General features: G+C 69.7%; 7 protein-coding genes. 6 read left to right on the plus strand and 1 reads right to left on the minus strand.

Translation table 11 applies throughout. The features are described from left to right. Positions 1–86 precede the first annotated feature (86 nt). The 5 genes from WMF34_RS42975 (at position 87) to WMF34_RS42995 (ending at position 11,213) form a co-directional block, all read left to right on the plus strand. A complete protein-coding gene (locus tag WMF34_RS42975; protein ID WP_437991444.1) occupies positions 87–1,394 on the plus strand; it encodes an outer membrane protein assembly factor BamB family protein in 1,308 nt (435 codons plus the stop codon). Between the two features lie 1,205 nt (positions 1,395–2,599). After that, complete coding sequence (locus WMF34_RS42980; RefSeq protein WP_437991445.1) at positions 2,600–3,580, plus strand: trypsin-like serine protease; 981 nt, start codon at positions 2,600–2,602, stop codon at positions 3,578–3,580. A gap of 371 nt (positions 3,581–3,951) precedes the next feature. Next, the gene (locus WMF34_RS42985) at positions 3,952–4,437 is read left to right on the plus strand and encodes an SLATT domain-containing protein (RefSeq protein ID WP_012240999.1); all 486 of its coding nucleotides are present in this window, start codon (positions 3,952–3,954) and stop codon (positions 4,435–4,437) included. Between the two features lie 151 nt (positions 4,438–4,588). Continuing rightward, positions 4,589–9,859, plus strand: coding sequence for a pentapeptide repeat-containing protein (locus WMF34_RS42990; protein ID WP_437991446.1), 5,271 nt, complete (start codon positions 4,589–4,591; stop codon positions 9,857–9,859). Positions 9,860–10,169: 310 nt separating this feature from the next. Next, complete coding sequence (locus WMF34_RS42995; RefSeq protein WP_437991447.1) at positions 10,170–11,213, plus strand: protein-glutamine glutaminase family protein; 1,044 nt, start codon at positions 10,170–10,172, stop codon at positions 11,211–11,213. 102 nt (positions 11,214–11,315) lie between these two features. On the opposite strand, the gene WMF34_RS43000 is transcribed toward WMF34_RS42995, so the two are convergent. Continuing rightward, complete coding sequence (locus WMF34_RS43000; protein WP_012241002.1) at positions 11,316–12,842, minus strand: L-fucose/L-arabinose isomerase family protein; 1,527 nt, start codon at positions 12,840–12,842, stop codon at positions 11,316–11,318. A gap of 308 nt (positions 12,843–13,150) precedes the next feature. Here WMF34_RS43000 and WMF34_RS43005 point away from each other — a divergent pair, with 308 nt between their 5' ends. After that, complete coding sequence (locus WMF34_RS43005) at positions 13,151–14,233, plus strand: LacI family DNA-binding transcriptional regulator (protein ID WP_437991448.1); 1,083 nt, start codon at positions 13,151–13,153, stop codon at positions 14,231–14,233. Positions 14,234–14,661 lie beyond the last annotated feature (428 nt).

The raw sequence follows: 14,661 nt of genomic DNA on the forward strand, positions 1-14,661 counted from the left end.
CGGTGAGCCGAAGCCACGCTACGACCGGCTCAGGAACACATCGCATGCGGGGGATCGCCGGAACGTGGACGCAGGTGCCCGAGGTCATGGATTCGAACAGGGCTATTCCGGCCACGGCCCGCGGGCGAGCCCCGCGCGCGCGCTCGCTCGGCGCCGCCGCCCGCGCGCGCGCACTGCTCGTCCCCGTGTGCGCTGCGCTCGCGGCCCTGTTCGTGGCCTGCGGCGGCGGCCAGACGCAGGGGGAGGCGTTCGATCCGCGCTGGAAGGACGACGGCGGCGCGGGCATCAGGGCTTTCCAGCAGCGGTTCGCGGGCAGGCGCATCCCCCTCGGCGCCGACGTGGCGGTCGGCGTCGTCGCCGGCGCGGGGGCGCCCGAGCTCGTCGGGGTGCCGCTCGACGGCGGCCCGGCGTGGACCTTCGCGCACCCGCTCGACGCGCGCCCGGCCGTCGCGGGGAGCGTCGTCGTCGGGCTCGGCCGGGGCGAGCTGTTCGCCCTCGACGCGCGCACCGGGACGCTGCTCTGGACGCGCCGCGCCGGCGGCAGGCTCCGCGGCGCGGGCGACGACGGCGAGACCACCGTGGTGTCCCTCGTGTCGACCACCGGCACCAGGAGCGTCGTGCTCGCGGTGAGCCGTGAGGGGCTCGTGCTGCGCCAGATCGAGGACTCCGCCGCCATCGGCGTGCCCGCGGTCGTGGGGCGCTACGCGTTCCTGCCTTGGCAGGGGCGTTACGTCACGGTGTTCGACCTGCAGACCGGCGGCGAGGTGGCGCGGGCGCTGCTCCGCACCGAGGTGAGCCACGCCTTCCTGCTCGGCGGGGTGGTCTTCTTCGGCGGCGAGGCGGCGACGCGGTTCGACGCCTCGATCGGGCTCGGCGCGGCCGGGCGCGCGTCGACCGCGCGGCTGCCGGCGCGCGAGCTGCCCGGCGCGCCGGTCTGGATGACCGCCGGGACCGAGGTGCTCGCGCCGGCCGCCTCGACCGAGGACAGGGCGCGGCTCTACGCCCGCCCCCGGCCGGCCGGCCCGCCGGGCATCGAGGGGGAGCGCTACGTGGCGACGTACTACCGGGCCGCGGTGGGCCTCGACGCGCGCTCCGGCGCGCTCGCCTGGGCGCACGCCGGCGAGGCCGACTTCCTCGGCGGCGCCGCCTACGCGGGCGGCTTCGCGCTGTGCGACGGGCGCGGCGGGATCACGTTCCTCGAAGCGCAACGCGGGGCCGTGGCGGGGCGCGCGTCGCTCGGCCGGCCGATCCAGGCGTGTGTGGTGCAGGCCGACGGGCTCACCGCCGCTGTGGCCTCCGCGAAGCCCCTGGAGGCCGCGGCGGCGGTCGGCGCGAGCCCCGTGGAGGCGGCGCCGGCCGCCGCACGCCGCCCCGTTGCGACCGACCCTCGGTGAAGCCGCCCTCGGGGACGCGGTGGCGGCCCGGGCCCTTCACGAAGCGAAAGGGAGGCTGCTCGGGCTGCCGGTGGTACCGGAGGGTGAGCAAGCATGGGCCTCTTGCCATCTCATGAGATTGCGCGGCCAGCAGCACCTCACGGCGGCCGACCTCCGCTGCCCTGTCTCCTGCCCCGAGCTCGATCTCCCAGCGGAACTCCCGCGGCGTGTGCGGTTGAGCGGCCACGGATGGCGGGTGTGGGAGCCAGCAGGATCGACCTTGCGGACGCCACGTTCCTCCCATCATGCCCTGGCCCTCCGCGCGTGTGCCACCCGCTGCCATTCGCTGTGCCATTCGCATGTGCCATGCGCGCCGACAAGCTCGCAATTTCGAGCACATGCCGGTTGGAACGATGCGTGCAAACAGCGCTCCGAGCGCAGGCAAGTCACGACCAGATTCACAGCGGCTGGAGCACTCGATGCGTCAGGACCTCGTCGGACCTGGGCGCTGCTGTTTCCAGTGGCGGCGCTCGTGTTGGGTGGCTGCGGAAAGACAGGGAGAGTCTCGCACCTGGGAGACCGATCACGTTGAAACCCAGAGACATTTTACAGGGAGGCGGGGAGGAAGAAAAATGAACTTCTTTTTCTTGCCGTCTCTCGCTCCCCGCCTCCCCGTCTCCCTGTAAAATTGCTGCTTTTCTCGTGGAATCAACCCGTCTATCGCACTGGCGCGATGACGATTTCTTCCGGATCTGGCCGCGGGTGAGCCTGCGAGCTCTGGCGACAAGGCTGCAAGGGGGAATGGTCGAGTCGGCAGGACGGGGCTTGCGAGCGCACCCTTCTCGACTCGTTGGATCGAACGAGCCAGAAGGGCTCGTCACCCATTGGAGAGGGTGTCGAAAGCCTGCTGGGAGAGTTGGAATGCGACACGGAGGGTGTCGAAAGCCTGCTGAGAGAGTTGAAGTTTGGCCCGGAGGATGTCAATAGCGTCTCAGCAGGATTGAAGCTCGGTCCGAGGCGTCAGGCGACTGCCGCGCTGAATGATTCATGTGGCGCTGCATCGCCCGCGCATCTGCGCGGCTCGTCGTCGCCGCAGGTGCGCCTGCACGGCGGCAGTGATCTGCCGCGGATCCCGCGCCGTTGCAGCGCCGGCGACCGGACTCGTGAGCGGCGGTCATTTCATCCATCGCGACAACGCAAACATGTATAAGAACAGGAGTAGATCGATGAAGCTGGCAGTTGACACGACTGGTTGTCAGAGAAGCTCCGCGCGCCTCGGCGGGCGACGTCCGCAGGAAGGAAGGGGTGGGCGCTCGCTCGCCCTCCTCGGGGGACTCGCGGCGTCGTTCCTGGCGGGGTGCGTCAGCGGCGATCCCGAAGCCGGGTGGGCCGACGAAGACGTGGAAGGCGTGGAGGAGCTGGGGGCGACGGATCAGGCCCTCGTCAACAGCCGGCGCATGGGGGTCAACACGGACGTGGTCTGGATTGGCAACTGCAGCGGCGCGATCTTCTCGAGAGACGCGATCATCACGGCGGCCCACTGCTTTGGGCTGCAACCCGGCGCGGTGGTCCAGCAGAACGTGCAAGTGAAGTTTCAGTCGACCACCGACGGTGCATGGAGCTGCGTCGTGGGGACGCCCGCGAACGATTGTACGGCCTCCGCGACGGTTCGTATCCACCCGGACTGGGACTCCAGCAATTGGGTGCGCGATCATGATGTGGCCACGATCCGCTTCAGCAAGAGCTTCACCACGGGTGTCACCGGCCCGGCTTGGATGGAGGCGCCGAGTAATTTTTCAACGATGAACGGCTACATCTATGGATACGGCGCGACCGTGCAAGGAGGCCCAGCAGGCAGGCTCCTGATGTCCTACCTCCAGAGGGGGCATATCGTCTCCGGCGATGGCTTCCATTTCAGCGGCGAGACGATAGGGCTCGACGGGGACCGAGGCTCTGGCGCGTGTCCGGGGGACTCCGGCGGCCCCATCGTCTCTGACGCGAGCATGTCGGAGTACGGGGTGCCGCGTCACCAGTACGCCCTGGTCAGCTGGGGCGACTGCGCCGGGGTCACCGCCGGGCCGCGTGTGGCGCCGAACGCGGCGTTCATCAAGGGGGCGGTACCCAGCAGCCGCTGTCGGACCCAGAGCTTCCCCATCGTACAGACCGGCGGCCTGACCCTGTCCAAGAACGTGTTCGATTGCTTCTGAACCCGTGGACTGTCCCATGAGGTCCTCCGCATCGCAGCGGAGCACGTCGAGCCGCCCAGCGGCGAAGCTTCGGCCGCGTCCAGGCTCAGGCGCCGCCACGGCCGGCCGCTCCTCTGGTCCGCCTTTGATCCGCAGTCCTTGCCAAGGCGCGATGCTCGACGCGCAGGTCGAGCGCGATCTGGACCGCCTGCCCCCCGACGCATAGGGTTCGCCTGTGGTTGATGAGGGACCGAGGATGGCTCCCTTCGACATCCCGGCCGACTTGATCCACCGTCGGAGGTGCACGTAGTCTCGACCGCACCCCTCGGGTGCAGTACCTCGCGGCGAGCTGGAAGCGCTCTCTACCAGCGACAGCAAAGAGTCGAATCGCCATGTCCGACGAGATTGACGCGGTGCGCTATGCAGGAAAATGGCGTCTACACTTCGAAAAAAAGGCGGATCACAACAAGGCCGAGGCGTTGATCTGCTTCACCGCCGTTGTTGCATGCACGTTGGTGGCGCCGGTCTTCGTCATGCTCGGCGAGGGGTTCTGGCTGAGCAAGCTGGCGCCGTCGCTGCTCTCGCTGCTGGCGGCGGGGATGACGACATGGCTCCAGCTGAGGAAGCCTCAGCAGCTTTGGGCGCTGTACCGCACGTGTCAGCGGCGTATCGAAGATCTGCAGGCGGCGCATTCGTTCGGATTCGCAGGCTTCGAGAGGGCGGCCGACCGCGATCGCCTGCTCGCCAAGCGGGTCGCCGAGATCGTGATGTTCTCGCATGAGCAATGGGTCCCCTTGGTGCCAAGCCCGGAGAACATCGGTGCGCTCACGGAGTCGAGGCTTCGAAGAGCTCCGGACGCAGAGGATGGCAATGCGTAGATAGATCGTGGCGGTCGCGCCACCTCGTCGCGCCCGACGAGGTCCGGCTTCGAGCCGAGCCGGGGCTTGCGCCGAGGAGCTCCTGCGCTGGCTCTCCTCCGCGCGCCCTGTCTATTGCGGTGCCTCTCGCTCCGGCTGCACCATGCCTTGCGTGGCGAAGGCGCGGCACGACACGGCGGAGGCGCGGGACGAGGGTCGGGGAGGCGCGGACGCAGGCGCGGAGGTCGACGTCGGGCCGATCGACGTGCTCGTGGTCGTGGCGCTCCAGGACGAGCTCGAGGGGGTGCTCGCGCAGGGCGATGGCGGCGCCGCGGGGTGGCGCGAGCTGCGGGACCTCGGCGGCTTTCGTTACTACCGGCGCGCCTTTCCGAGCGCCCATGGCGGGTCGCTCGCGGTGGCCGCGGCGTGGATCGGCGAGGCGGGCCAGCGCACGGCGGCGATCCGGGGACAGCAGCTCGTCTCCGAGCTCGATCCTGCGTGCCTCGCGATGTGCGGCATCTGCGCGGGCGACCCCCGCAAGGTGGCGCTCGGCGACGTGATCGTGGCCGACCGGCTCTACAGCTTCGACGAGGGCAAACGCGTCGCGCCGCCGGGCAAGGAGGCGGAGCTCCTCCACGACCTGCGCACCTTCGATCTCGCGGCCACGTGGAAGATGGACGCCGCCTTCCTCGCGCGCGAGCTCGACCTCGCGGCGCTCTCCCGCGAGCGCCCGCCCTCCCGGGAGGCCCAGCAGCGGTGGCTGCTCGACGCGCTCCACGCGCACGAGGCGGAGGGCGGGCCCTCGCCGGTCTCGCACCCCGACCGGAGGCGCGCCTGTCCTGGGTGGACCGCGCGGCTCAAGGAGGCCGTGAAGGACGGGGTCGCCGCGATGAAGGGCGGCGCGCTGCGCCTCACCGAGGCAGGGCGGGAGAAGGCGCTGGAGGAGCGGCTGCTCCACCCGGACGGTCCGCCGGCCGATCCGCCGCTCTGCGTGCACGTAGGCGCCGTCGCCACGCTCACGGCGGTGGTGCAGGATCCGGGCGTCTGGGGCGACCTCCAGCGCGTGGTGCGGGGCACGCTGGGCCTGGAGATGGAGGGCGCGGCGATCGGCGACCTCGCGGGCCGCTGCCAGAAGCGGTCGATCTTCGTGAAGGCGGTGAGCGATCACGCCGACCTCGCCAAGGACGACGGCTTCCGCGCGTTCGCGTGCCGCGCCTCGGCGGCGGTGCTGGTCGCGTTCCTGCAGAAGCACCTCGAGCCGGCGCCGCGGCCGGAGCGCGAGCTGCCGGGGCGGCGCGGGCCGGCCGGAGAGGTGGATTGCACCTCGGGGGACGGCGAGCGCGGCGAGCGCGCGTTCGAGGAGCGGCACGACGGCTTCCTCCAGCGCATCGAGCGCGTGGCGCTGCTGCGCACGCCCGGCGCGACCGTCACGAGGCACCGGACGCAGCCGCCGTTCGCGGGCGTGCTCGAGGTGGCGGCGCGGGACGGATCGCTCGTCGATCTGCGGGTGATCGGCGCGCTCGATCAGTCGATCACGGCGGAGCTCGTCGCGCGCTACGTGACCGAGGTGGAGCGCCCGTTCCGGGAGCAGGATCCGCTGCTCCGATCGACGCTGATCCACGCGGGCCCGCAGGCGCCGCCGGCGCTGATCGAGCGCGCATGGCGCCGCGGCGTCGTGCTCAAGAGCTTCTCGGAGTACCAGGGGCTCATCGACTTCGGCCGGTACCTCGTGCGGCAGACGGACCGGCTCGAGGCGGACCCGATCTACCCGCCGTGGCTCTACGTCGAGCAGCCGGCCGTGGTGAGCCTCGGCGACCGCGAGAAGAGCGCCACGGAGAGCGCGCTCGCGTCGCTGTGGGAGCTGCTCGACGCGCCCCGCCGGCGCTTCGTGCTGGTGCTCGGCGACTTCGGCGCGGGCAAGACGTTCCTCTTGCACGAGCTCGCGCGGAGGATGGTGAGGGAGGGGCACCCGCTCGTGCCGGTGCTCATCGAGATGAGCCGGCTCGAGAAGCAGCGCTCGCTGAACGTGCTCGTGGCGCAGCACTTCGCGCTCGCGGACGAGCCGATCGACCCGCGCGCCTTCGGCTACATGCTGGCCGAGGGGCGGATCGCGCTGCTCTTCGACGGCTTCGACGAGCTCGCCCTGCGCCTGACGTACGACCGGGCGCTCGAGCACTTCGAGACCGTGATGCAGGCGGCCGAGGGGATCGCGAAGGTCGTGGTGACCAGCCGGACGCAGCACTTCCTCGATGACCGGCAGATCGAGCAGGAGCTCGCCCGGCGGGCGGAGCAGGTGCAGGGCTACCGGCTCGTGCAGCTGGAGGGGTTCGGGGAGCCGCAGATCCGGCGGTTCCTGGGCAACCTGATCCCTGAGCCCGCGGAGGCCGAGGCCCGGTACCGGCTGCTCCACGAGGTCAGCGATCTGCTCGGGCTCTCGGAGAACCCGCGCATGCTCGGGTTCATCGCGAAGATCGAGGAGAGAAAGCTCCTCGAAGCCAAGGAGGGGACGGGCGAGATCACCACGGCCAAGCTGTACGAGCTGCTCGTGGAGCAGTGGCTCGACCACGAGCACCGGCGCGCCAACCCGCGGGGAGCGCCGCGCGGCATCTCGCGCGAGGCGCTCCGGGGCGCGATGACCGAGCTCGCGCGGCTGCTGTGGGACCGGCGGGCGCGCGCGGTCGGGATCGCCGAGCTGCCGGAGAGCCTCGTGAAGGGCGTGCAGCCGAAGGACGGGCCGCCGCTGGAGCGGGCGATAATCGAGTTCCTGATCGGCTCGGGATCGCTGCTCGTGCGGGACGCGGAGGGGGCCTTCTCGTTCGTCCACCGCTCGGTCCTGGAGTGGCTCGTGGCCGAGGCGGCGGCGCGGGAGGTGAAGGACACAGGGGACAGCGCGGCGCTCGCGGCCGACGAGATGAGCGAGCTGATGGTGGACTTCTTCGTGTCGCTCGCGGGGCGCGAGCAGGCGGCGGCGTGGGCGGCGCGGGTGCTGCACGGGGCGGCCAAGGGGCACGCGAAGGACAACGGGCTGCGGATCGTGCGCTTGCTGGAGAAGAGCGAGCAGGGGGCGGCGGTCGTCGGGGAGGACGAGATCGAGGTGGTCGAGGGCGTGAACCTGGCCGGCCAGGACCTGAGCGGGCAGAACCTCAACCGCGCGGATCTTCGAAGCGCCAATCTGGCGAGAGCCAACCTCACGAACGCCGCGCTGGTCGAGGCCAGGCTGGCCGGCGCCTCGCTCCTCTCGGCGCGGCTTGGGCGGGCGGATCTGCGCAACGCTTCGCTGATGGGCGCCGATCTCCGGGGCGCGGACCTGTCGTTTGCTCGCCTCGTGGACGCGGATTTGACCGGCGCCGATCTCGCCGGGGCGACGCTGCGGGGCGCCAAGCTGGTCGGCGCCCGAGGGGTGGCCGTCGCGTCGCTCGTGGCGGAAGGGGCGGCGCCACCTCGGCCTTCCGGGGCCGACCTGATGTGGATACCGGCGTCATCGTGCAATGCGGTGGCCTGGAATCCCTCGGGAGATCTCCTCGCGACGGGCCATGGCGACGGCTCGGTCCGGCTCTGGGATGTGGTCTCCGGGCGAGCCATTCGGGGGATAGCTGGACACCTCGGTCCGGTGAACAGCGTGGCGTTCAGCCCTGATGGCCGGACGCTGGCCTCAGGGTCGGATGACTCGAGCGTGATGTTGTGGAAGGTCGAGAGCGGGCGAGTCCTCCGCGTCTTCGATGGCCATGGCGTCGGGGTGAGGAGCGTCGTGTTCAGCCCTGACGGCCGGACGCTGGCCTCGGGGGCGGGGCGCGCAATGCGCCTGTGGAAGGTCGAGAGCGGGCACGTCCTCCGCGTCTTCGAGGGTCATGGCAACTGGGTGAACAGCGTCGTGTTCAGCCCTGATGGCCGGACGCTTGCTTCGGCGTCGGATGACATGACCGTGAGGCTGTGGGAGGTCGAGAGCGGGCGAGCCCTGCGTGTCTTCGAGGGCCATGGCCTGATGGTGACGAGCGTGGCGTTCAGGCCTGATGGCCGGACGCTCGCTTCGGGGTCGCGTGACATGACCGTGAGGTTGTGGGAGGTCGAGAGCGGGCAGGTCCTCCGCGTCATCGAGGGCCATGGCGCCCGGGTGAACAGCGTTGTATTCAGTCCTGACGGCCTAACGCTGGCCTCGGGGTCGAATGATACATCCGTGAGGTTGTGGGAGGTCGACAGCGGGCAGGTCCTCCGCGTCTTCGAGAGCCACGGCCATGACGTGATGAGCGTGGCGTTCAGCCCTGATGGCCGAACGCTGGCGCTGGAGCCGAATGACACGACCGTGAGGTTGTGGGAGGTCGAGAGCGGTCGAGTCCTTCGCACCTTGGGCGGTCATGGCAAGGCGGTGACGAGTGTGGCGTTCAGCCCCGGCGGCCGGACGCTGGCCTCGGGGTCGCATGACACGAACGTGAGGTTGTGGGAGGTCGAGAGCGGGCGAGTCCTCCGCGTCTTCGAGAGCCACAGCCATCACGTGATGAGCGTGGCGTTCAGCCCTGACGGCCGGACGCTGGCCTCGGGGTCGCATGACACGACCGTGAGGTTGTGGGAGGTCGAGAGCGGGCGAGCCCTCAGCACCCTGGGCGGTCATCTCAAGGCGGTGACGAGCGTTGTATTCAGCCCTGATGGCCGGATGCTGGCCTCGGGGTCGAATGACACGACCGTGAGGCTGTGGGAGGTCGAGAGCGGGCGAGCCCTCCGCGTCTTCGAGGGCCATGGCAAGGCGGCGACGAGCGTGGTGTTCAGCCCTGACGGCCGGACGCTGGCCTCGGGGTCGAATGACACGACCACGAAATTGTGGGAGGTCGAGAGCGGTCGAGTCCTCCGCACCTTCGGGGGTCATGGCAAGGTGGTGACGAGCGTGGTGTTCAGCCCCGATGGCCGGACGCTGGCCTCGGGGTCGAATGACACGACCGTGAGGTTGTGGGAGGTCGAGAGCGGGCGAGCCCTCCTTGTCTTCGAGGACCATGGCAAGGGGGCGACGAGCGTGGCGTTCAGCCCTGACGGCCGAACGTTGGCCTCGGGTTCGTACGATACGATGGTGAGGTTGTGGGAGGCCGGAAGCGGTCGATTCCTCGGCGCTCTCAGGGGCCACACGGCCCCTGTGGTGAGCGTCTCCTTCAGCCCCGACGGCACGCTCCTCGCTTCTGCCTCGAGCGACGGCACCCTCCGCCTCTGGCGGGTCGCCACCGGCCGATGTCTCGCGATCCTCCTGCCCTGCGCCGAGGGATGGGCCGCCTTCACCCCCGACGGTCGTTACAGGTTCGGCGGCGACATCGCTGGCTCCTTCTGGCACGTAATCGGCCTCTGCCGCTTCGAGCCCGGGGAGCTCGAACCCTACCTGCCGAGCCCCCTCCGCCTCCCCGACGGCGAGCCCCTCATCGCGCTCCCGCCCGCCGGAACGCCGCCCGGGAGCGGCATGGCATAGGCGCACCCCCGGTAACCGCCGAGCGGCGGCGTAGGAGTCGACCGAGCCTCGAGAATCGCCGGTGTCCGCCGTGCGGGGACCGCGAGCGGTGCTATGGTGCGCCGCACCCCGCGGGCCCCGGCATGCTCCGAGCGTGACGGCGCCTCTCGGGGCGCTTCATGTCTTACGCAGGGAGATCCGATTCATGCGACAGTCCTATATTACTCTTGCAAAAGTGGTGTGTGCCGCGGGGGCGGCCCTCGCCGCATCGGCCTGTGGAGGCGACGAGGGCGCTTATTCCGATCGGGCTCCCGACATCGAGCGCTCCGACATGGGAGCGCTGCTGGAGGACGCCGTCGACTCCCCGCCGTCCGGCGCGGGCTCGTCGGGTGACGAAGGATCCCCCGGAGGCAGCGCGAGCGGGACCTGCCAGCTGCCCGACGGTCCGCGCTCGTTCGATGAGCTCAAGGGCCCGCCCGGGAGCCTGGCGGCCGATTGCGTTCCCACGTGGACCGAGGAGCAGCTGAGCTCCGGGTTCGCCGCGATCCGCGACAGCCGGCTGCTCGCCATGCCGGAGCAACCCGAGTTTCAGCGGCGGATCCCCTGGCTCGCGGCCGACAACGGCTGCGAGGAGCGGGCCGAGGCAGCGGTCTACTTCTTCCACCAATGGGACTATCCGACGCCCTACTTCGCCAGGGTCAAGGCGAAGCCGCGCAAGCGGCTGGTCTTCCAGACGGCCAACGAGCCGTCCGGAAGCGTCACGTGGTCCGGCCACGTCGCGCCCGTCGTCCGGGTCGGTGGACAGCTCATGATCCTGGACGTCGCCATCGAGCCGTCGCGGCCCCTCCCGATCGCGGAGTGGCTCTCTCGGTTCAGCGTCGCCGACGACATCGACGTCGCGTTGTGCCGCGACCACGCCCTGGGGGAGGGGTGCTTCGACGCTGTGCCCGTGGAGCCGCCGCCGCCCAACCTGAACCCCTATGGCAGCATGTACACGCGGCTCCTGACCGAATGGCGAGTTCAGGAGATCCTCGGGCGCGATCCGTACCGGGTCCTCGGCGACTGCCCGCCGTGGGGCCCCTGCGCCGAGCCGGAGCCCACGCCCGATCCGGACCTCCCACCGACCGTCCGGCGCTTTGCGTCGGACCAGTTCGACAGCTCCGTCTGGTATCCCATCTACATCATCGGGGACAACTTCGTCGAAGGCTGGACGACCGTGCGCATCACCGGAAACGGCATCGACGAGCTCGCGCCCATCGACGCCTGCAACATCCGCAGGATCCTGATCACCCAGGAGTATCCGCCCGGCGACTATCAGGTGACGGTGTCGAACGGAGAGCTCGCGAGTCAGCCGATGTTCCTTCGCATTCAATGACTCGGATGGCCAGGCGCGTGTCGTCGGGGCGTTGATCGTCATCGCGCCAGAGGATCCTCCTCGGCCCTGGCCGCGTGCGGGGTGCCGCGGGGCGGCGCGGCCTCAGAGCTCGCCGACCTGGCTGTGCTCGTAGAAATCGACCAGCGCCTGCCCGCCGCGGCCGAGGCCCGCCTGGGCATTGATGTAGGGCACCGCGTCTCGGATCGCCTTCATGGTCAGCTCGATGTTCTTCTGCGTCCCGACCACGAGGGCGGTGTGGTGCTCCACCGCCCGCTCGGGCTGCGTCAAATAGCGAAAGAGCTCCTGGATGCGCGGGATCTGGATGCGGCCGCGCGTGCCGAAGGTGTCGACGCCTTCCTCGCTGACCCGGCCCACCCCGCCGTAGAGGAACACGCTGCCTTCGCGCGCGTTGGTGCAAGGCCTCAGAAAGGCGCAGGTGCCCGCCTTGAGCTCGCCGTCGACCGCGCCCCAGGTGTTCTCCGCGCCGATGTCGGCCTGGGTGGCCAGGATCTCCTGGCGGGTGATGCGGGCGCCGGGGCGCATCACGCTCTTGGCCCAGACGCCGCAGTGGAAGAGATCCACCTCCTCGCGCTCGTCATCGTACATGTTGTTCCAGTCGCCGAGCAGCGGCACGAGCCCGGAAGCACACTGCAGCATGTACATCCCCATCCAGCCCGCGATGTCGGTCTCGCAGGCGGCGGGGATGAGCTTGTCCGAGAGCATGCTCATGCAGGTGCAGGGCATCACGCCCACCTCTCCGCCGATCTGGTACTTCTGCATCTCCGTCCAGCAGCGCACCGCGATGCCGTCGAGATCATTCTCTTTCACGAAGCGATCGAAGACGACGCCCATCCGGGCGATCGCCTCCAGCGAGGCGCGCGGAACGTCAGCCGCCGCCATGTAGCCGGAGACGGCTTCCAGCTGAGCGGACAGCTCGCGCGGCGAGACCTGACGCATCTGTCGATCGAGCGCGATGAGCTCCAGGCCGACCGTGCTCAGGCCCATGTGCCCCAGGAGCTCGGTGGAGACGTTGGTGACCGTCTGGAATGCGTCGGGCCCCGAGCCCACCAGCCCGAGGCGCACGCCGCGGCCCCGGCGACGGAACTTCGATGCCAGGACGCAGCTCGCGTAGAAGGCGTGGAGATCGTCCGCGAAGGCGGCCGAGCTCACGGCCTCGCAATGCCTGGACGTGAGGGTGTACGGGTAGCCGATGTGGCGGAGCGCGTTGGCGGCCGAAAAGCGCCCGCACGCCCCGTCCCGCCGGCCCTTCTGTCCCATGCGTCCCAGGCCGCGCACGTCAGGCTCGGTGTGCAGCAGCACCGGCACGTCGAGGTCGGCCAGCCGCAGAAAGTCCCGGATCCCGTTTTCGTCGGAGAAGTTGTACATCGAGCAGATGACGCCGATGGCCCCGCCGCCGTCGGGAGCGCGGCGGTACTGCTGGGCGACGCCCGCGGCCGCGCGCGCGTCGGCGTAGGTCTCGACGTTGCCGAGATCGACGTAGCGCACGCGCTGTCCGAGCACATGGCCCACGGCGGATTGGGTGGCTTTCGCTCCCTCCTCCGCGAACGCCGTCGGGAAGAAGCCCCGGTTGCCCATGAAGCCCAAGATCACCGGTTCACTCTGTGCCATTGCTGTCTCCTGGAGCAGGCGGGCTTGAGCCAGAATGGCCTTGCCGCTCCAGCCCGTCGGTGAACGTCAAGGTCGTCGTCGCATCGGCGCCCACGTACGCCTCACCCGGGCGGAGCTCGAACGAGACCCCCGTCAGCGCTTTGACACCGCTGAACGATTGTTCGATCTGGTGGATTCGTAGAAGGACGCTGCCATGGCCCCCTCGCGCGCGAGGGACCGCAAACACCGGCCGCGTATTCCGCTTCAATACTATGCATGTCCGTGCTAGCGTCAACAGCTAATCCGAATTAGCTAAACGGAGCGCGCGCTTGAACGATCCCCCCGACCCCGACCCGCCGCACGTGCCCGGCCAGCGTCCGGTCCGTATGAAGGACATCGCCGAACAGCTGGGGTTGTCCCAGACGACGGTGTCTCACGTCCTGACGGGCAAGCACGCGAAGTTTCGCATCAGCGCCGCCACGGTGGAGCGGGTCTGGACGCTGGCCCAGAAGCTGGGTTACCGGACCAACGCCATGGCCCAGGCGTTCCGGGAGCAAAAATCGTACGCGATCTCGCTCGCCGTCGAGGACCTGGCGAACCCGTTCTGGGCCGGGATAGCCGTCGGCGCCGAGCGCGAGGCCGAGCTCCACGGCTACGCCCTCGTGGTGAGCCACCTGGCCGGCAATGCGGGGCGCCAGCGTCGCGCGCTGCAGCTCGTGCACGAGTCCCGGGTGGATGGGCTCATCGTGTCCCCGGTTTCCGGAGGGGATTGCGATCTCATCGAGGCGCACAAGCAGGGACTTCCCTTCGTGCAGATCGACCGGGCGGTCCCGGACCTCGACGTGGCGTGCGTGCGCACCGATCACGCCGCCGGTTCGGTGCTGGCGCTCCGCCACCTGCTGAGGCACAAGGGGCGGTCGCTCGTCTACATCGGCGGCCCGCTCGACATCCCGACCTACCGAGTTCGTCTCGACGGGTTCCAGGCGGAGTTGACGCGGAGCGGCGCCACGGCGGCGGCCATCGAGGAGTTGAAGGAGGCCACCCCGGAAGCGGCCGAGACGCGCATGGTCGAGCTTCTCCAGCGGCTGCGTCGACCGCTGGCCGTCTATGCGGCAAATTTCTGGAGCACTGTCGGGACCCTGCGGGCCATACGCGCCGCCGGCCTCTCCGTGCCCGACGAGGTCGACGTCGTCGGATTCGACGACATCCTGATGGCCGATCTCCTGCGCTATCCCGTCGCGACCGTCGATCAGGACGTCGGCGCGATAGGACGCGAAGCGGTCCGGCTGCTCCTTGAAATGCTGACGGGCGCCAAGGTCGCGCGAGAGGTCCTGCTCCCCCCTCGCCTCACCGCGCGAACCTCGGACGTGCCGCGCGGCGAGAGGCGAGCTCGCGCGCGGAGAGCCGTATGAGATTTCGCTGCGCGTGGTCCCTCGGCGACATCCTCCCTGACGTAGAGGGGGAATCCCGGAGGCGACCAAGGAACATCCCTGCCAGGAAGACGCCCATTGGCCACTCGAGGGCGAGGCACCAAAGCGGCACGAAGCGTGCTCCGATGGGGACGATGCCCCTCTCCTCGCCTCTTCGAAGTCTCCGGAAACACTCTGGGATCGCGCTGGTCATCGGCCTCGGCCGAGGAAATCGCGACGCTGGACGCGTGTCAGAGTGTGCCAATGTCGGCGTTGGTCAGATCCCGATGTCGCGAGTACGCCGCTTCATCTCTCTCGCGTTGCCCTTCGTTCTCCTCGCGTGCGGGACGGCGGGCAGGCCGGCGGCGGATGCGGAGAGCGCGTCGAGCGGAGATGCGTCGACCGGGGGCGCGGGCGCTGGTGGAACGGCG

Source organism: Sorangium sp. So ce145 (assembly GCF_051525985.1).
Taxonomy (GTDB): domain Bacteria; phylum Myxococcota_A; class Polyangia; order Polyangiales; family Polyangiaceae; genus Sorangium; species Sorangium cellulosum_B.

Coding starts and splice junctions, on each gene's coding strand:
- WMF34_RS42975 (WP_437991444.1), top strand. CDS start 87: ATGGATTCGAACAGGGCTATTCCGGCCACGGCCCGCGGGCGAGCCCCG.
- WMF34_RS42980 (WP_437991445.1), top strand. CDS start 2,600: ATGAAGCTGGCAGTTGACACGACTGGTTGTCAGAGAAGCTCCGCGCGC.
- WMF34_RS42985 (WP_012240999.1), top strand. CDS start 3,952: ATGTCCGACGAGATTGACGCGGTGCGCTATGCAGGAAAATGGCGTCTA.
- WMF34_RS43000 (WP_012241002.1), bottom strand. CDS start 12,842: ATGGCACAGAGTGAACCGGTGATCTTGGGCTTCATGGGCAACCGGGGC.
- WMF34_RS42995 (WP_437991447.1), top strand. CDS start 10,170: ATGGGAGCGCTGCTGGAGGACGCCGTCGACTCCCCGCCGTCCGGCGCG.